Origin of the sequence: Bradyrhizobium septentrionale (assembly GCF_011516645.4) — a bacterium.
GTDB lineage: Bacteria > Pseudomonadota > Alphaproteobacteria > Rhizobiales > Xanthobacteraceae > Bradyrhizobium > Bradyrhizobium septentrionale.
Map to the genome: position 1 here is coordinate 4,861,071 of NZ_CP088285.1, position 19,280 is coordinate 4,880,350.

General features: G+C 63.7%; 13 protein-coding genes. 4 read left to right on the forward strand and 9 right to left on the reverse strand.

Annotation, left to right across the window (positions count from 1 at the left end; all coding sequences use genetic code 11):
* Positions 1 to 57: 57 nt before the first annotated feature.
* A complete protein-coding gene (locus HAP48_RS24930) occupies positions 58 to 699 on the forward strand; it encodes a glutathione S-transferase family protein (protein WP_166209386.1) in 642 nt (213 codons plus the stop codon).
* A gap of 8 nt (positions 700 to 707) precedes the next feature.
* On the opposite strand, the gene HAP48_RS24935 is transcribed toward HAP48_RS24930, so the two are convergent.
* From HAP48_RS24935 to HAP48_RS24960, 6 genes are all read right to left on the reverse strand, one after another.
* Positions 708 to 1,043 (reverse strand): hypothetical protein, encoded by a 336-nt coding sequence (locus HAP48_RS24935; protein WP_166209383.1) that lies wholly within the window; start codon positions 1,041 to 1,043, stop codon positions 708 to 710.
* 66 nt (positions 1,044 to 1,109) lie between these two features.
* Positions 1,110 to 5,942 carry an NAD-glutamate dehydrogenase gene (locus tag HAP48_RS24940; RefSeq protein WP_166209380.1) on the reverse strand — a complete coding sequence of 1,611 codons (4,833 nt, stop codon included), beginning with the start codon at positions 5,940 to 5,942 and terminating at the stop codon, positions 1,110 to 1,112.
* A gap of 339 nt (positions 5,943 to 6,281) precedes the next feature.
* A complete protein-coding gene (locus tag HAP48_RS24945) occupies positions 6,282 to 7,085 on the reverse strand; it encodes a hypothetical protein (RefSeq protein WP_166209377.1) in 804 nt (267 codons plus the stop codon).
* Positions 7,066 to 9,267 carry an AAA family ATPase gene (locus HAP48_RS24950; RefSeq protein WP_166209374.1) on the reverse strand — a complete coding sequence of 734 codons (2,202 nt, stop codon included), beginning with the start codon at positions 9,265 to 9,267 and terminating at the stop codon, positions 7,066 to 7,068. Before HAP48_RS24950 ends, HAP48_RS24945 begins: the two co-directional genes overlap by 20 nt.
* 69 nt (positions 9,268 to 9,336) lie before the next feature.
* Positions 9,337 to 10,980 (reverse strand): hypothetical protein, encoded by a 1,644-nt coding sequence (locus HAP48_RS24955; RefSeq protein WP_166209371.1) that lies wholly within the window; start codon positions 10,978 to 10,980, stop codon positions 9,337 to 9,339.
* A gap of 568 nt (positions 10,981 to 11,548) precedes the next feature.
* On the reverse strand, positions 11,549 to 12,616 hold the full coding sequence (locus HAP48_RS24960; protein ID WP_166209368.1) for a helix-turn-helix domain-containing protein: 1,068 nt from the start codon (positions 12,614 to 12,616) through the stop codon (positions 11,549 to 11,551).
* Between the two features lie 573 nt (positions 12,617 to 13,189).
* Between HAP48_RS24960 and HAP48_RS50865 the strand changes: the two genes are divergently transcribed.
* Entirely contained in the window at positions 13,190 to 13,981 is a 792-nt protein-coding gene (locus tag HAP48_RS50865) for a DUF3047 domain-containing protein (protein WP_420869908.1), read from the forward strand.
* A 282-nt stretch (positions 13,982 to 14,263) separates the two neighbouring features.
* Positions 14,264 to 15,430 carry an integrase core domain-containing protein gene (locus HAP48_RS24970; protein WP_224496526.1) on the forward strand — a complete coding sequence of 389 codons (1,167 nt, stop codon included), beginning with the start codon at positions 14,264 to 14,266 and terminating at the stop codon, positions 15,428 to 15,430.
* Between the two features lie 298 nt (positions 15,431 to 15,728).
* On the opposite strand, the gene fabF is transcribed toward HAP48_RS24970, so the two are convergent.
* The gene (gene fabF, locus HAP48_RS24975) at positions 15,729 to 16,991 is read right to left on the reverse strand and encodes a beta-ketoacyl-ACP synthase II (protein ID WP_166209360.1); all 1,263 of its coding nucleotides are present in this window, start codon (positions 16,989 to 16,991) and stop codon (positions 15,729 to 15,731) included.
* A gap of 73 nt (positions 16,992 to 17,064) precedes the next feature.
* Between fabF and HAP48_RS24980 the strand changes: the two genes are divergently transcribed.
* Complete coding sequence (locus tag HAP48_RS24980) at positions 17,065 to 17,289, forward strand: hypothetical protein (RefSeq protein ID WP_166202876.1); 225 nt, start codon at positions 17,065 to 17,067, stop codon at positions 17,287 to 17,289.
* Positions 17,290 to 18,162: 873 nt separating this feature from the next.
* Here the strand turns inward: HAP48_RS24980 and HAP48_RS24985 are convergent.
* A complete protein-coding gene (locus HAP48_RS24985) occupies positions 18,163 to 18,429 on the reverse strand; it encodes an HGGxSTG domain-containing protein (protein WP_166209357.1) in 267 nt (88 codons plus the stop codon).
* Positions 18,426 to 19,085 carry a hypothetical protein gene (locus tag HAP48_RS24990; protein WP_166216054.1) on the reverse strand — a complete coding sequence of 220 codons (660 nt, stop codon included), beginning with the start codon at positions 19,083 to 19,085 and terminating at the stop codon, positions 18,426 to 18,428. Before HAP48_RS24990 ends, HAP48_RS24985 begins: the two co-directional genes overlap by 4 nt.
* Between the last annotated feature and the right edge of the window lie 195 nt (positions 19,086 to 19,280).

Genomic DNA, 19,280 nt, shown 5'->3' on the forward strand with positions numbered 1-19,280 from the left:
GCGGCCGGCTTATCTCTGCGAGTGAGTATATCTAGCGCAATCCAGGAACGCTTAACTATGCTCACCGTCTATGGCGAAGGTCGTGGCTTCCGTGTTGTTTGGCTGCTTGAGGAATTGGGATTGGCTTATCGGCTGCGCCCGGTCGATCTGCTGGCAGCCGAGAAGGATCGCGATTTTCTCGCGATCAACCCCGCCGGCTTCATTCCCGCACTGCAGGACGGCGAGACGATCGTGGTCGAATCGATCGCGATTCTTGAGTACCTGCTCGCCCGCTACGGCTCAGGCTCGCTTGCCGTCGCCCCGGACGATCCCGCCTTCGCTTCCTATCTGCAATTTCTCCACTTGGGCGAGGCCGGGCTCGCCGGGCCGATGAACGCCGTCATTGTCGGTCGCCAACTGGCGCCCGAAGCCGAGCGGGATGCCCGGGTTACCTGCTGGGCACTCGAGACCTTCGAAAGCCGGCTGGGGTTGGTTATCCGCCGCCTCGCGGATTGTCCCTATCTCGCCGGCGACCGATTCACTGCTGCCGATATCTCGGTGAGCTACGCCCTCCTGCTCGGCCTGCGAACTGGCAACTACGTCCCTGGTTCTACCGAGCGGGACTATCTCGCCCGCACGACGGCCCGCCCTGCCTACGCCCGAGCGATGGAAAGCTGCCAGGCCACCAAGGCTTGGGCGGCGAGATCACCGGGATTGTAGTGCTCGCTTCATCGGAGCGGGGCGTTCCTGATCCTTGCTACAATTTCGGGCCGGTTGCTCTCGAGCCAGGCCACGGCGTCGGGTCCATCGACGACGCATGCGAAGGTTTCCCAGGTCGGGTCCTCCAGGGATTCCGGTTGCAACCGCTTCGCCGCATACTCGACGAGGTCGTGCAAGGGTTCATAGCCTCGTCGGCGCTCGAGGGAATCTGCAATCGCCGTGCTGGCCCATCCTCGCTGGGCCAAATCGACAATGCTCGGAGCGTCGGCCTCGCTGAACCAGGGCGTGGCATCGAACTCGATGCAGCGGACGTTATCGGCGGTATGGCAAGTGGCGTGGATCATTGCAGTCCTCCGTTCGCCGGCTAACAGCCTGCGCTCTTGTCGTTTCACGTCGCTGCCTCGCACGCCTCAGGCCTTGACCAGGTCCCCCAGCAGGTTCGCCGCCACCGTCAGCTTGGCGAGCGTCAGGCCGCTGGCCGCGATCTCCTCGACCGAGCGGCGGATGCGCGCAGATTCCGGGTGCGCCGCGAGCCAGGTCTCGACGGCCTGCTGGCCGGACTGGCCGGTTGCCAGCATATCCGCAGCCAGCCTTCGTTCGGCGCCGGCGATCTGCTCCACCGTGCGGTCGATCGCCATCCGTTCAAAATAATCGTTTGCCGGCACGCTGCGCGCGGCGGCGACGATCCGGTCGAGGCGGAAATTCGCCTCGGCGGCGAAGAAGGTCGCCGCGGCGTCGCCGATCGGGCGGCTGGTGCGCTCCGCAACCGTCACGATATCGGGCGCCGAGACCAGCGCGTCGAGATCGGCAAGTTCGCCGGCGAGGCCGGCCGGGACACCGGCGTCGGTGAGCTCCTGCCGCCGCTTGGCACGCGCGGCCTGCAAGTCCGGCGGCAGCGCGGCGTCGAGCCCGGCGACGATCTCGCGGATCGCCGGGCCGAAGCGCGCGACGACGGCCTCCAGCCCGTCCTTGAAATCGACATTGCGCACGTACCAGACCATGCGGGAGAGCAGGAGATCCTGCACGGAAGCGTAGAGCGACAGCTGCACCTGCCCGTCGATGCAGGTATCGAGCGCATCGATCGCGTCACTGAGCCACTTCAGCCCGTAGCATTCATCGACCGCCACATAGGCCATGACGATGGTCGGGATATCGGCGTCCGTCTCGTCGATCAGGCGCACGACACAGGCCGGGCCGCCGCGGTTGATCACCGCATTGGCGAGGCTGGTCGCGATGATCTCGCGCCGCAGGCGATGGAATTCGACCGCCGTCGGGTATTTGTCCTGAACCTCGCGCGGAAAATACTGCGAGAGTTCCCGGGCAAGATAGGGATCGTCCGGCACGCTGGTGCCGAGCAGGTCATCGTAAAGCGTCAGCTTGGCGTAGGCGAGCAGCACGGCAAGCTCGGGCCGTGCGAGGGACTGGCCGCGCCGTGTGCGCTCGGTGAGCGCTGCGTCGTCGGGCAGGAATTCCACCGCGCGGCTGAGCAAGCTGCGTTGCTCGAGCGACTGCATCAGGCGCGTGAGGAAGCCGGTCTCGGCCACGCCCTTGCGTTCGGCGAGCGAGAGCGCCAGCGACTGCAGATAGTTGTTGCGCAGCACCAGCGTGCCGACCTCGTCGGTCATCGCGGCCAGCAGGCTGTTGCGGTCAGCGGGGCTGAGGCGCCCCTCGCGCTCGAGGCGCGCCAGCGCGATCTTGATATTGACCTCGACGTCGGACGTGTTCACGCCGGCCGAGTTGTCGATGGCGTCGGTGTTGAGCTTGACGCCCTTCTGCGCCGCTTCGATGCGGCCGCGCTGGGTGACGCCGAGATTGGCGCCTTCGCCGATCACCCGGGCCCGCACGTCGCCGCCCGTGATGCGGATCGGATCGTTGGCGCGGTCGCCGGCCTGATCGTCGCTTTCCCCGGCGGAGCGGATATAGGTGCCGATGCCGCCAAACCACAAGAGATCCGCGCGCGCCTTCAGGATTGCCGTCATCACCTCGAAAGGCGTGGCTTGCGGCTTGTCGAGATCCAGCAGGGTGCGTATCTCCGGCGTGAGCGGGATCGCCTTGAGCTGGCGCGAGAACACGCCGCCGCCCGCCGAGATCAGCGACTTGTTGTAGTCCTGCCAGCTCGATCGCGGCAGGTCGAACAGGCGCTTGCGCTCGGCGAGGCTGATCGAAGGATCGGGCGAGGGATCGATGAAGATGTCGCGGTGATCGAAAGCCGCCACGAGCTTTGTCGCCGGCGAGAGCAGCATGCCATTGCCGAAAACGTCGCCGGACATGTCGCCGACGCCGACCGCGGTGAACGGCGTGGTCTGAATGTCGGTGCCGAGCTCGCGGAAGTGGCGCTTGACCGTCTCCCAGGCGCCGCGCGCCGTGATCCCCATCTTCTTGTGGTCGTAGCCCTGGCTGCCGCCGGACGCGAAGGCGTCGCCGAGCCAATGGTTCTTCTCGACCGAGATCGCGTTGGCGACGTCGGAGAAGGTGGCGGTGCCCTTGTCGGCGGCGACGACGAGGTAGGGGTCGTCGCCGTCGTGGCGCACAGTGGATTCGGGCGGCACGACGATGTCGCCGTCGAGATTGTCGGTGAGCTCCAGCAGCGAGCGAACGAAGATGCGATAGGCTTCGGTGCCTTCCGCGAGCCAGGCGTCGCGATTGGAAGGCGGCGGCAGGCGCTTGGGCACGAAGCCACCCTTGGCGCCGACCGGCACGATCACGGCGTTCTTGACCTGCTGCGCTTTCACGAGGCCGAGGATCTCGGTGCGGAAATCCTGCGGCCGGTCGGACCAGCGCAAGCCGCCGCGCGCAACCTTGCCGAAGCGCAGGTGAATACCTTCGACGCGAGGTGAGTAGACGAAGATCTCGTAGAGCGGTCGTGGCGCCGGCAGGTCGTCGATCCGGCGCGCATCGAACTTGAAGGAGATCACCGGACGCGGATGTCCATCCGCGCCGATCTGCCACAGATTGGTGCGTATCGTCGCCTGCACCAAATTGGTGAATCGGCGCAGGATGCGGTCTTCGTCCAGCGAGGCGACGGATTTGAGCTGCTCCTCGACCTCGGCAAGCAGGGCCGTCTCGCGTGCCGAGCGCTCGGCATCCGTGGCGGCGAGACGCGGATCGAGGCGGGTCTGGAACAGCGCGACGAGGCTGGCCGTGATCGCGGCGTTCTTGCGCAAGGTCTCCCACATGTAATCCTGCGTGAACGGCGCGCGGATCTGGTGCAGGTAGCGGGACAGCGCGCGGATGGTCGAGACTTCCCGCCAGCCCAGGGCAGTGCGCAGGATCAGGCCGTTGTATCCATCGGATTCGGCGTGATCGCGGACCACCGCCATGATCGAGGCTTCAAGGCGATGGCTGAATTCCGGGCTGATCGTGATCGGCTGGCCGTCGCTGGTCTCGATCGTCATCTCGTGGAGCCAAACCGGCGGAGGCGCCGGCGTGGCGCGCGGCGCGATCTGATAGGTGCGTTCGTTGACCACGCGCAGGCCGTGATTTTCGATCACGGGCACGCGGTAGGACAACGACAGGGGCGCGCCGTGCGAGAACACCTTCAGTCCGAAGCGCTTGGGATCGGCCTCGCTTTCGTCACGGTGAACCGAAATCGCCACGGGGCGGGTTGGCGTGAGCTTTTCGATGGTGGCGATATCGGTGATCGCCTGTTCCGCGCCGAACACCTCGGTATAGCCGCCGCTGAAGGCCTGGGCATATCGGGTGGTGAGCATGCGCGCCCGCATGCCGTCGGTCGAGGCAGTGAGCGCGCCCTTCAGCTTGTCGGCCCAGGTCGCGGCAATCGCGCTGATCCCGGCTTCGAGCGTGGCGCGTTCGACGACGGGAGTTTTGCCGTCATAGCGTCCGACGATGTAGTGGACGCGCACAAGTGCCCCTTCAGGGAATGAAACGTAGGAGGCCGACAGCGTTCCCTTGTAGACCTGCGCCAGGAAGGCACCGACGCGCGTGCGGACGTCCGTGTCGTATTTGTCGCGCGGAATGAAGGTGAGGATGGAGACGAAGCGATCGAACTTGTCGACCCGCGCCAGCGCGCGGACGCGCGGACGCTCGTAGAGGATCAGGATCTCCATGACGAAATTGTAGAGCGTGTCGACGTCGACCTGGAACAATTCGTCACGCGGATATTCTTCGAGAATATGCATAAGCGCCTTGCCCGAATGGCTGTTCGGGTCGAAGCCGGCGCGTTGCAGCGCCCGCGTCACCTTGTGGCGGACATAAGGGATCTGCCGTGCGGAGCGGGTATAGGCGCCCGAGGTGAACAGGCCGACGACCCGCAATTCACCCTCCAGCCGGCCGTCGGGCGTATAGAGCTTGATGCCGACATAATCCATGCGGATGCGACGATGAACGCGGCTGGAGACGTTGGCCTTGATGACGATGAGCAGGGTGGGGTCGCGCATGAACTCGCGTATTTCCGATGTCATCACCACCATTTCGCCGCCGCGGCGCAGGACCTTCGCATCCGGATCGCGGAGCACGCCGAGGCCTTTGCCGGTCGTGATGTCGTCGGACGCATCGCCGTCGGGCGAGAAGCGATATTCGCGCACGCCGAGGAAGGTGAAATTGTCCGCGCAGAGCCATTGCAGGAACTGGTTGGCCTCGGCAACCTCGTCGATCGGCAGCGGCGGCGGATTGGAAGAGAAGGTCTTGATCGCGTCCTCGACCCGGTCGCGCATGGCACGCCAGTCGGTGACGCAGGCGCGGACGTCGTTCAACGTCCTGGTGAGGCCGTCGATCAGCTTCTGGCGATCGGCATCGGCGTCCAGGCGGGTGATGTGGAGATGAATCAGGCTTTCCCGTGTGCCCTTCGCTCCCTCCGGCAGTGTTTCGCCGTGGAAGCGCAGCAGCTTGCCTTGGTCATCGCGCTCCACCGCGAGGATCGGGTGAGCGACGAGGGTGACTTCGATGCCTTGCTCGGCCAGCTCCGCCGTCGTGGAATCGAACAGGAAGGGCATGTTGTCGTTGAGAATCTCGAGCACGGAAATCTCGCGCCCGTCCGGCATCATCGGATTGACGACACGGATGTCGGCGCCGCCGGCCGTACGCTGCTGCACGTGCTCCCAGGCTTGCTCCGCCAGGAAGGCCAGCGACAAGGCATCGTGGTTGGCGAGGTCCTCGACATTGGTGTAGCCGAACAGAAGTTCGGCAAAGCTCCGGGGAGCCTTGCCCGGCTGCACACTTCCCGCGGCATCGCGGATCAGGGTTGCACGGGCCTTATCGTCACGCCAAGCCATAATGTCCTCCATTTGCCGCGCCGTCCGACCGCAGTCGCGACCATCGGCTTGATTCTGGAGTGCATCGCTTCGAGCGCCACTGCCTTGATCGCGATCGAGCGCGTACGCGAATCCCCCGGTCTCAAAGCTTCGACTGCTCCCGACGACAATACTCCGATCCCAAAGCTATCCAAGGCGCATGCTGTCGTGAGACGTGCCGAGATGCCCTGCTGCAGCGCGTGAGGCCGAACTCGGCGCCGGCGGCTGCCGGATCGTTCGCCTTGGCAAAATCACAAGCAATTTCAATTATCTATGAGTTCGTAGTTTAATCCTGAGCGGCGCGCCAAAAATTGCCTGTCCATTGCAGTGGACCTAGCGATAGTCCTTGTTGTTGATCACCTTGCTGTCCTGGCCCTCGCCGGCGCCGGTCGGCATGCATTCGACCTGCACGAGGTCGGGATAGATATCCCAGGATCGCACCAGGAATTTCTTGCGGACACCGTAGGACGTGATGACGCAGCGGTTCAGCACAGGGCTGACCGCTGCGGCGACGTAGCCGGGATAAAACAGCGAACCATGATGGAGCACGCTCCAGATCTCGTTGAACCAGGTTGCGCGCACCCGGAAGGTGACCGTGTTCTGCTCGGTGCAGGGCAGCGTCTCGCAACCGTAGACCTCGTGGACCTCCGGGCCCTCGGTTTGCGAACTCGAGAGGTTCTGGGAGTTGGAAAGATATAGCTGCTCGTCGTGCCGCACCGTGGCGAGGTACCAGGGCAAGGTCGCGGCGACCGCCACTGCGCAGTAGACGACGTAGCAGACGGCGATCGTCGCGAGGATCATGATGCCGCCGCGCGCCTTGCTGAATTCCGGATCGCCATAGGCGTCCTTTGCGTAGACGCAGCGCGCCCAAAGCGCGCGGTAGCGGGCGAACGCCCAGCGCACGAAGCGGTAGATCCGCCAGGTGACCGGAGCGATCAGCTTCAGGTAGATCCAGCCGCAGGAGCGGACGAACTGCGACCAGAACCGGCCGAGCATGCTCAGTTCGCGGTGGGCGCGCCCGAGGTCGGACTGGTCGTAGGACTTCTTGGCCTCATAGGCCTTGGTTTTGAAGTCGGACAGCGTCTTGTCGATGCCGTCCAGCAACGCATTCGCGTCGTCATGCGGCTTTTCTGTCATGGCGGATCCAGGTCGACGTGAAATTGCGGCTCGTGGCATCGAAGCCGATGTCGAGCGTACCGGTGAAGGCGGCCTCAGTCATCGTCTTCTCGACGATCATGGCCTCGATGCGCTTGATGCGGCCTGGCAGGCCGCGCGCGCCGATCTCGGGCGAATAGGTCTTGTCGCAGAACTCCCGCAGCTGCGCCTCGGGGAAGCGTACCTCGATCGATTGTGCCGCGTAGAAGGCGTTGATGCGTGAGATTTCACGGAACACGATCTTCTCGATCGTGTCCATGTTGAGCTTGTGGAACAGGATGATGTTCTCGCGTCCCTCGAAGCGGTTCAGGAATTCCGTTCGGAAGGCCTTTTTCAGGTCGCGGATGGTGAGTTCATAGGCCTCATCCTGGCTCAGGTCGCCGGGACCGGTCCCGACCCGCAGCGCATGCTCCGCGCCGATGTTGGTGGTCATCGGCATCACCACGTCGCCGAACTCGACCTTGCGGCCCAGATTGTCGCGGCAGCGCCCGTCGTCGAGGATGTTGAGGCAGATGTTGAAGATGTCGGGGTGAGCTTTCTCGATCTCGTCCCACAGCATGACCTGATACGGATTGGCCCGCACCGAGTTGGTCATCTCGCCGCCGGCCGAGAAGCCATCGTAGCCCGGAGGCGCGCCGATCAGCTTGGTGACGTCGTTCTTCTCCATGAACTCGCCCATGTCGTAGCGGTTCAGCGCCTTGTCGGTGTCGAACAGGGCTTCCGCCAACCCCTTGGCGACCTCGGTCTTGCCGACGCCGCTGGCGCCGCAGAACAGGAACGGCAGCGGCTTGTCGGTGCGCCGCCCCCGCCGCCAGACCTTGACCGCACGATCGACATGATCGATCACCTCATCCTGACCGAACACGCGCCGCTTCAGCGAGCCGTGCAGATTGAGCAGCTTGACGGCGTCGTTCTGCTTGAGCTTGGAGGCGTCGATACCGGAGATCAGCGAGAATTCGTCGATCACCATATCTGCGGTGAACAGCAGCCGATCGTTGATCTGCTTGGTGACGGCCTTGTATTTCACCCGATTTTCATCGACGGCCGCCTGGGTCTGCGCGATGTCGCCGCGCAGCTTGAGAATCTCGGGCGTCGCATAGCCGGACGCCCTGGCGATCAGATCGAAGTCGGCATCGCCGGCAGAGGCCTTGCCGGCGGGATCGTCGAGGTGCCGCTTCTTCTCCTCTTCCTCGAGCCCGCGCAGCTGGGCCTCCATATGTGCGATCGACTTCTCGCCCTCGCGTTGCGCCGCGTAGTAGCCCTTGATCTTGGCCTGGTATTCGGCGAACTCGGCCTTATGGCGGGCGATGGCGGCACGCACGGTGGCGGCCTTTTCCTCGTTTCCGGAGGACGGCCCGCCGGCCATCAGACGCGCGAGCTCGGCCTCGAGCTCCGCGAGCAGCGGCGGTGTCGAATGCGCCCGCAGCAAATAGCGCGCCATGCCGCGATCGAGCAGCGTGCGGGTGCGCGCGGGTTGCGCCGCGGAGAGGCCGGTGTCGAGCGACCGGTACTTGCTCGACATGTCGATGGCGGCCTTGACCGCAGCCGGATCGATCCGGACCTCGTAGCTCTGCTCGAGATCCTTGGCGCCGTGCAGCGCGATCTCCTCGAGTTCAGCGCCGACCGGCTCGGTCAGATCCATCAGGGTAAAATGATCGCGGAAGTCGGAATGACACTTGAGCACCTGGGTCAGGTCGGCCTCGCGCACCTCGAGGAAGACCTGCGTCTTCTTCGCCTTCACCATCGACGTCAACGCGTTGACGATGTGCATCAGCCCACTGTTGCGCAGCGCATCGATCAGGTCGAGCGTGTCCTCCACAATCAGAACGCTGTCCGGGGTGCGGTTGAGGGTCGCAAAGATGGCCTTGAACTGCTTGACGATGGCGTCGTTGTCGCCGAGGCCGAACAGGCCGTCGGTGTCGAGCCAGAACAGCCGCTTGTTGACGATGTCGAACGGCGCGTCGGGGTCGACCTTGCGCGCCTGCAGCGCCAGCGCCAGCGTGGTGATGCCGACGCCGCTCGGACCGGAGACGATCACGCTGTTGGCTTCCATCCGCGTCAGGATGGTGCACAATTCCTCGAACTTCTCCGTGCAGCCAACCAGCTTGAAGTTCTTCCGGTTGGCGAGCGCCTCGCTGCCGGTGATCAGGAAGTTGTCGGCCATTTCAGATTTCCATCGGTCAGGCTTGGAAGTGGGAAGGCCGGACCGGCAGCGCCGGTCCGACGGCGGGGCTCAGATTTGCCCGAAGGTGATTTCCTTGTCGTCGACCGGTTTCGCTGCCACTGACGCGGCCGACGCGCCGGGATCCTTGGCATCCATGCCGATGCTCTCCTGCAGCCGCGCACGTACGGTGGCGGTGACATCGCTGAGCTCGCCCAGCCGGCTCTGGATGTTGGAGAGCCCGTCTTCGCGCAGCTTGTTGGCGGCCTGCAGCGATTCGGCGATGTTCGACATCGACTCGACCTTCTCCATGATCCGCTTGGATGCCTCGTCGACCTGCAGCGCCTGGCGGATCACTTCCTTGTTGGCGACGTCGTCGGTCACCGCGTTCATCGCCCGCATCGAATCGCGCACGCTCTCCGAGGCCTCGTTGAGCGCCGAGTTGTTGAGCGCCTGGATGGTGGTGTTCAGGCTGGTCGCGACGCTGGCGATGCCGTCGCTGGAGAGTTCGCGCAGATTGACATTCTGCTTGCCGAGGGCGTCGTGGAAGGTGTTGGCGTCGACCGCGTCCTTCTCGAGATCGGCCACCGTCTTCTTGGTGCTCCGCCCGCTGTCCAGCAGCGTGGTGACGTGGCGCTCGAAATCGTTTTTCTTGCGCTCGCGTTCGAGACGGGCAAGCGTATCCTCGCCCGCCGGGGCGGTCGACAGCGCCTGCACCTTCTCCTTGTTTGCCGCGCTGGCGAGGTCGATGCCCTTGTCGAGGATAGCGACCACCGTGATCATCTGCGAGTTGATCTTGACCAGCTTGTCGGCCTGCCCCTCGATCCCGCCGAGTTCGTCGCGCAGCTCCGAGACCGAGACCTGCGACTTGTCGATGTAGCCGAGCGCCGCCTTGATGATGCCCTCGACGCGCTTGACGTGCTCGGGACCGGAGATGTCGAGCATCTTGCGGACCTGGTCCTTCTCGGCCTTGAACTTGCCCTGCTTGGCGTCGTGCTCGGCCTTCTCCGTGATGATCGCCAGCGCCTTGTCGCGGCAGGCCTTCAGGCCTTCCATCCGCTTGGCGATCAGCAGCTCCTTGGCGGCGATTTCGGCCTGCGCGGATTTCTTGATGCCGCCGAACAGGCCGGTTTGCGTCTTCAGCTTGGCGATGTCGCGATCGAGCATCTCCTTGTCGGAGTTGACTTGCCGCGTTTCGGATTCGATCTCCGACGTACGGCGGTCCCAATCGGCCTCGCGCTTGCGATCCTCCTCGATCTCCGCGAAGGTATCCAGCACGACATTGTCGCCGGCGGTGCGCAGCGTGTAGAGCGCATCCAGATTGTCGACCAGCGGCCGGATCATCTCGCGGAAGTCGAGCACGCCCTTGTTCATGTCGGCAAACGTCTGCTTCATCTTGGCGAAGACGGTGGTCGACGACAACTCGATCAGCTTGCGCTGCATCAGCGTGCGCTGCTGCGCCAGATATTCCTTGTAGGCCTCGAGCTGCTTGATCGACGCCTTGCACTCCTCGGCGAGATCAGGCGAGAGCAGGGCTCCGACCTGGCGGCTGCGCTCCTCGGGTGCTGCTTCGGGATTGAAGACGATCTTCGCCACCGGATTGGCGGTGATGTCGACAGGCGCGGCCTGTGTCGCCTGCTTCGGCGCCATCCGTGCCTTGACGGCCTCGTTGACCGCGGTCGATTCCGCGAGTTTCGGGGATTGTGAGGTGGACATGCAGTCGTCTCCTGGTCTGGCGGCTCCGAAGGGGAGCCGTATGGGCGGCGCAGGCGTCGAGGCCGCGTCGCGGGAAATCGTCCTTAGGCGGCAAACATGAGAAATCCGGCTGGTGCGGAACCTAGATGCGAGTCCTTTGTCGCACAACCACAGGGAGGTTCAATTCGAACCGTGAGCCAAACGAAGTCGCGACATTCTTTATGCATCGTTCAGCGTTGCTGTGTGTTTCAGCTCGGAGGGAAGCTCATTGTTTTATTTTTCGGTGGCTGTTTGTCGCTTCGTTGCCGGTCTGGTTCGATTCAAGTCTTCGGGTGCCGGTTTCCGGATCGATGTGAAGCGTCCTTTGCATTAGTCGCTCGATGTGCGGCTTTGGTTGACGCCCGCAAGGCTCGCACGGCGATTTGAATTCAAGGCCGTCGAGCCGCCGGGAATTCGCACGCCTGCACCTCTAACCATTTGAATGTCTTCTGAAATATCCCTCGCCCTTGACCGATGTTTGCAGCTGGGAAGCTCTGGCAGGCTCCGGATCTGACAAGTCACGGCGTAAGGGATTGCGTAGCAATCTCAATTACATATCGGTTCGCGATTTTATTCTGAGTGGCGAGCCATTGGTTTCGGCCCGCACGCGCGATTCAGGCAGACGACGCCAACGGGTGGGAGCCGTGCCGCTCCAGCGTTCGAAAGCCCGGCTGAAGTGGGCGGGGTCGCCATAACCGAGCACCGATGCAATGTCGCCGATCGATCGGTCGGTCTGGCACAACAGTCTCACCGCGCGCCGCTGCAGCGCGTTTCGCAGCAGGTCGCTATAGCTCAGTCCGACCTCGCTGAGCCTGCGTTGCAGTGTTCGTCTTGTGAGTCCCGACCGGTTTCCGATGCGTGAAAGGGTCGGACGCCGATCGAGCAGCTCCAGTTGGATCAGTACGGAAAGGCGGCCCGGCAGGTCCTCCGGATCCGGCAGGTCGAAAATGCGTCCGAGCTCACTCGCGGTCAGCCCATCGCCTTGTCCGAGATTTGGATTGACGGCCGTCAACAGCCGCCGATCGAACACGATCGCGCTGGCGGCGTTGCCAATAGCAGTATCGGTACACGTCAACTCGCCGATCGGACATCGCAGCCGGTTTGGCAGGTCGCCAAAGATGATCCGGCTCGGCAGCCAGCAGGCGCCGGCAAAATGCCTGACGATAGCGATCATGTACCAGATGGCGAGCATCTCGTTCTGCCGGCGTCCATCGCGCGCAGGGTCGGTCAATTCATACGACCAGTGAATTTCGCTGCCATGACGGCGGACGACCAGCTGGGTGGCGTTCTGCAGCATGTGCGGCAGGCTGGTTCCTGCGCGGTGGATCGCCTCGAGCAAGGTCGGGGCCTGGGCCACCCATCTGCCGAAAATTCCGAGGCCTGCCATCGACGTCTGGCGACCAAGCCGGACCGCAAAGACTTCGTCGTGCAATTCCCGCGAGGTCACCATCAACAGCCGGAAGTGATCGCGCAGCGGCAACAGCGTGTCCGGCGCCTCCAGCAATCCGAGCGGAAGATCGGCGCGGCGGAACACCCGCCCGATCGATCCACCGGCCGCCGTCACGACATCGGCAATCGGACCAAGCGTGCTCGCGCGTGTGTAACCAGTCTGGTGCATCTGCCCTCACGCGCCAAACAGGCTGCCATTTCGTCACGTCATGGCAGGCTGAATTCGCGGCGAAAGCCTAGCATTCGAAACCCCAGCGATGAACACGGCCCAACGCCGGCGTCGACCGGGACCAGGGAGGAATGCATGTGCTTGGCTTGTCTTGGTTTTGGCGTGTCGTCCGCGGCCGACCGTATCGGGAAAATTTCCCGACGTGATGTCATGTTGCGTGCATCGGCGCTCGGTCTGGTGCTGCCCTTTGCCGGGCCTGCGTTGCGGACGGCGCAAGCGGCCGAGCAGGGCGGTCCGGCTCCGGCGGATCTGGTGAGCGGGATCAAGGAAATCATTGCGAAGGCGAGTTCACCGGAACTGGTTGCCTACAAGGCTTTCGAGATCAACGGCAGCGATCTGCCATGGACCGATCTCGGGCTCGACGCGGCGCAGGGCCAGCAGGTGACGTTCCTGCTGAGCGGCCGGATGTGGCTGTCGCGCGAGCATCATCTTTGGTTCGGTCCCGGCCTGGTCTTCCACGCGCGCACGCGCGGGCTCCGGCCGATCTACAATCCGATGCTGGATACCGGGACCATGACGGCCTCCCACGATGGACGGATCGAGGTCGCGCGTTCGGCCGCGGAATGGGCCAGTGAGGACGGGGTGCTGGCGACGCCGGAAGACATCTACAGGAAGGCGGATGTCAAGGTGACCGGTATCGCCCTGCTGTGGCGCGCCGATGCCGGCGTGGGCGTCAAGAGTCTGCTGGCGCATGGCGACGTGGGCGGTCTGCTCAAGTCCGAGCTTGCGCGTCTTGAGCGTGGCGGCAAGCTGCCGCCGGGCTGGTCGAACCTGCTCGGTTTTGGAGGTGGACAGGAAGTCTTCAGCCAGGGTGCAGACGGCGAGATCGTCTGCGACACCACGGGCTACGTCAGCATCATCGAGCGGCCGCTGTCGCTTCCATTGGCCTCTCGTCCGCGGCTCGCATGGCGCTGGAAGATCGATCAATTGCCGACCGCCGTCGCGGAAGACCAGGCTGCGACCCACGACTATCTTTCGATCGGCGTGAAGTTCGAAGACGGGCAGGATCTGACCTACATCTGGAGCGAACATTTGCCTGAAGGCAAGGTTTTCCGCTGCCCGTTGCCCGGCTGGAATGCGATCGAGACGCATATGATCGTCCGTTCCGGGAAGGCGGACCTCGGAACCTGGCAAGCGCAGGAACGCGACATCGCAGCAGACTATGCCGCCCATATCGGTGGATCGGCGAAGGCCATCTCGAAAATCTGGCTGCTGGCCGTGGCGCCGTTCCAGCGCCGCCACGGCGCGTGTCGCTATGCCGATATCAAGGTCACCACCGGCGACAACGCTGTGCACAAGGTTTAGAGCGAGACGCGATTTGCCGATATTGGTCGGATAGCCGAGCCGTGGTCTTTATCCGGATCACGGCTCGACCGTTCAAGTTAAAGCTTGATGAAGTCAGGTCGAACTCGCGGCCGCGAAGACGCTGCGCTCCCTCTCCCGCTTGCGGGGGAGGGCTGGGGTGGGGGCTCTCTCCGCGGTACAGACCGGATAGATACCCGACAGTTTAGACCGGCATGATTGCCGACAGGTTTCTAGAAGCATCGGCGGGAGGGCCCGACGATGCCGTTCAGAGAGACCAGTCGGATGGAAGAGCGTATCCGGATGCTTATGGAGTACGAGAGCGGGAACTGGAGCGTGTCGGAGTTGTGCCGCCGTCACGGTATCTGCCGCGACACGTTTTACGCATGGCGCCAGCGGAAGCAGAGCGGCGATCCGGAGTGGTTCAGGGACCGTTCGCACGCGCCGCAGCAATGCCGACAAACGACCGATGCGGCGATTGCAGAGAAGGTGATCGCGGCTCGGCAGCGCTTTCCCTATCTGGGACCGCGCAAGCTGCTCGCCCTGCTTGACCGCCAGGCGCCGGAGATCGATTGGCCGGCGGCGTCGACGATTGGGAGCATTCTCAAGCGCGCGGGGCTGATCTCGCCGGTGAAGCGCCGCCGCCGTCCGCTCGACCAGCGGCGTCCCTGCACGCCGGTGCAGGAGCCGAACGACGAGTGGAGCGTGGACTTCAAGGGTTGGTTCCGCACCCGCGACCAGTGCCGGATTGATCCGTTGACGGTGGCTGACAGCCACAGTCGCTTCCTGATCGAACTGCAGATCGTCGCACCGACGACCGAGGGCGTCCGCCCCCGCTTCGAGAGGGCTTTCCGCGAGCATGGCCTGCCGCGGGCAATCCGCTGCGACAATGGTTCGCCGTTCGGCTCGCGCGGCGCCGGCGGTCTCACCACATTGTCGGTCTGGTGGCTGAAGCTCGGCATTACGCCGCACTTCATCCGTCCGGCCTCGCCGCAGGAGAACGGTCGCCATGAGCGCATGCATCGCACCTTGAAGGCGCAAACATCGAGCCCACCGGCAGATAATGCGTCCGAGCAACAGGCCCGCTTTGACGCCTTCCGAGAGCATTACAATAAGGAACGTCCTCACGAAGCGCTGGGCCAACGGCCGCCGGAGGACGCCTATCGAGCATCTCAACGCACCATGCCGGATCGCGAGCAAGACCCCTGGTATGACGCCGATCACCAGGCCCGCCGTGTTCGCGGCAATGGGGAGATTAAATGGAAAGGCAAGTTCGTCTTTATCGGTCAGGCGCTGGTGAACGAACTTGTCGGCATCGCCGAACTCGATACCGGTGACCACGTCGTCCGCTTCTGCGACCTCGACGTCGGTCTCATCGACCGCCGCGGCCTGTTCACCCGGTTCGCTCCGCCTCGTGAGGGGCTGCGCGAACCGGGCGAACAGACCGCTTAACCCAAACTGTCGGGGATCATGCCGGTCCAAAATGTCGGGAATCATGCCGGTTGAACACGCGAGTCGCATCGTGGAGAGAGCCCCCACCCGCCGCGCTCAGGCGCGCAAGAGCGCTGCCGAGCGCGTCGGCCTCCCCCGCAAGCGGGAGAGGCGAAGCGAGTCTGCGGCCAAGCCGATTCAACCAAAAATCATCGCGCTTTAGTGCTCTGCCGCAGGCACCCCGAGACGGGGGGCCGCTCGCTGCCCGGCCGGAGCGGCGTGCTCGAGCGGCTCATCGCGGATTTGATCGACAGCCGGCTCAAGACCATCGTCGAAACACGAGGCTGGCGTTGACGCCGCCAAATCCGAAGCCGTTCGAGATCGCGTGTTCGATGGCCATCGGCCGCGCCACGTTCGCGACGAGGTCAATTCCCTGCGCAGCCGGGTCGCCGTTGTCCAGATTGAGCGTGGGCGGAGCGACCTGATCGCGCAGCGCCAGAATTGTGAAGATGGCCTCGACGCCGCCGGCGGCGCCGAGCAGGTGTCCCGTCGCCGACTTGGTCGCGCTGACGGCAACCCCTCCCTCGCGCCCGAACACGCGCTTGGTGGCCTCCAATTCGCTGAGATCGCCGACCGGTGTCGATGTCGAATGCGCGTTGAGATGCTGGATCTGGTCGGGCCGCAGCCCGGCCTGCCGCAGTGCCGCCTCCATGGCGCGCCGGGCGCCGTCGCCATCTTCCGGGCCCGCGGTGATGTGATAGGCGTCCGCCGTCGTGCCGTAGCCGACGATCTCCGCGATCGGCTTGGCGCCGCGCCGCACGGCATGTTCGAGCTCCTCGATGACAAGGACGCCGGCGCCTTCGCCCATGACGAAACCGTCACGGTCGCGGTCGAACGGCCGCGAAGCCCGGGCGGGCGTGTCGTTGAACGACGTCGAAAGTGCCCGCGCGGCCGCAAAGCCGCCAAGGCTCACGGGATCGATGCAGGCCTCCGCGCCGCCGCAGATCGCAATTTCGGCTTCCCCGGACCTGATCAAGCGGGCTGCATCGCCGATGGCTTGAACGCTCGCTGCACAAGCGGTCACCGGCGCGCCGATCGGACCCTTGAGGCCGTATCGGATGGTGATGTGCCCGGCTGCGAGATTTGCCAGAAAGGAGGGAATGGTGAATGGCGACAGCCGGCGCAGGCCGCTCTTCTCCGCCGTGCGCACCGCCTCCGCAATCGCGGGAAACCCGCCTACACCGGATGCAATCACGGTGGCGGTGCGCTCCTGCGCACGAGCCTCGGCCGGCATCCAGCCGGCCTGTGCCACGGCTTCGGCTGCTGCGAGCAGCGCGAACAGGATGAACCGGTCCATCTTCTTCTGGTCCTTGCGCGGGGCTGCGGAATCGGGATCGAACCCGCCCTCCGAATCCTCGGCCTTATCAGGAACCTGTCCTGCGACGCGGGCCGGCAGGGCCGCCGCCCACGCGGGCAATGCCGCAAGCCCGGACTGCCCCGCAAGCAGCCTCGACCAGACCAATTCGCTGCCACAGCCGAGCGGAGACACCATCCCCAGGCCCGTCACAACAATTCGACGCATGGTTCTCCTGTCGCGCCCTTTGTGCGAACCGGCATGGCCGGCATTTGCGCGGCCTTGATCGGGTCAGGTTTATATGACGAACATCATTTATTGTCTCGACCGGACGGACGTCAAGGTGGCGGGTCCGCCTCGTACAAGAAAGGTCTTTCGCAAGCGCTTGCAGGAGCTCGCCACGGCCATGGGCGCGCGTCACCCCGCCGTGCTCGGCGACGCCCTGCTGCTGCTGATCGAAGGCCTCCCGCGGCCTCTCTCGCACCGCAACATTTGTTGCCAGACGCCTTGGGATGGGCGATTTTAGGTGGCGCAGGCAGACTAAGACCATCCGCTAATTGAGAATCGTCTACATACCCACCTTATCAAAGCCTTACGCAGTCTTCTGTCCGTCTTTCACAAGCCGACAACCGGAAATCTGATGCCTATAGACGACGACGTCCAATTAAAGGTCGATGCTCACGTTCTGATACAGCTTGGTCGCGAGCTAGTGACCGACGTCGAGCAAGCAATCTTGGAGTGCGTCAAAAACTCATACGACGCGGACTCGCCTGGTTGCTTCATTGAGATAGACACTAAGGAAACGAAAACTCGGATTGAGACTGGCGCGCTGGGACGCCTCAGAAGCTTTGATGAACCATGCGAGGGAGTTGCGGTCCAGCTATGCGATGAAACCGGCGCTCCGCTATCTGATGAGCTCGACGATGAAGCGCAGATCCAGAGGCGGCTAGGGAGCTAATCGAGAACTACATCAACACCAGGCAAATTACGTTAGATCGCGCGGGAATAAAGACGAGCATATCAGGTGCTTCAAAAACTGTACGGGCTAATAGATCCAGGCTAATACAGGTCATAGACAATCTATTCCGCAATAGCGTTTATTGGCTTAGGCGCGGACAGCCTCATCGCCTATGTCTGTCAGGTTGTGGTAAATGAATGGATAATATAGTTCTCTTTTTGTTCTAATTTCAACTTATGGTGTCGATTATTAGCCCGGCATTCTTACGCGGCGTGTGCTGGGTAATTTTCAGCCCGGTCTTCGGCTCTGGTAGATGGCTCAAGCAGTGAAGCGGCCATTCATGACAAAGGCCGCCGGTCAAGAATTGTTAATAGCGAGGTGGTTGAAACGAGCGCTTATATGTTGGGAACGCATAGTGGCCTCCGGTTGCTGCCAAGGCAATCACTTCGTCCGCACCAACATCCTCCGCGCTTCCCCCAACAACGCCCGAATTTCCCTCCCCTCGGCTATCGCATCCCTGGTGAACCGGCCGTGCTTGCGCGCATTCTGGTTTGCCCTTGGCGCGCCGGAGCCCTCGGCGCCGCCGTGCATGCGGCAGCGCGTCTTGCCGTGCACCGCCGGCGCGCGGCACGCGCCACTGGTGCGGGTTCTGGCGCCACAACGCGGGCTCGCCAGCATCGGGCCGGTCGTTCTGACGTGATCGCTCATGCCTGTGCGTCCTGCCTGGCATCGGCGGCATCATGCCGTCGCCTGGAGCCCGCGGGCCTCAGTGCCCGCGCCGCGGCTGCCGGCGTCTTGTCCGAAACGATCACGCTCGCATGCTGTGTGACGTTGCCGACAATGGCCTTGCCGCCGTCCTCCACCTTCACGTTCTGCACGGTGATGGCGGGCTCGCCATGGCTCCGGTAGCGGTTCAGTGCCTCGATCTGGGCGGGAAACGTGCGGGCGAGCCGGCCCAAGGCGCGCGCGGCGCTGTCGTGCTGGGCGAGGTCGTCCGCATGCGCGAGGTGATGGGCACATCGCATCGCCATCACATGAACCGAAACCATCTGCGCCACCAGCATGGCCTCGACGGAATCCCGTGGGCGAATGCTCTTCACCATCGAGATCATGAAAGCGAGGTTGACCTCGCAGGGTTTGCCGCCGTTCACGCTGGCCTTTACCAATTGCCGGAGGATGCCCTCCATCGCGTCGCGGTCGGCGACACCCAGTGCGTTCGCCATCAGCTGTTCGCCGAGCTTCGGGTCGGGGTGGTCGATGGAGAAACCGCGCGGCGAGAGTTTTATCCGCGGGGCCGCGGTGGCCTGGGTCTGGTCGGTTGCGGCGACCATCGTCGGTACGGTGATTTCAGGTGCAGGTGTCATGTTGATATTCCCTGGCACGCGCGGCAAGCGCGCAGGCGATCGCTCGCTGCGGCAGCCGGTGCATTTTGAATTGTGGGGGAGGATTTTTGGCCGCAATCGCAACCGGCGTGCCCGCTGTTGCGGGCGAGGGGGGCTTACACGATTTCGGAATATTGGAAAAATATCCCTGAGTTGCCCGACGTGTCAACCTGCCTT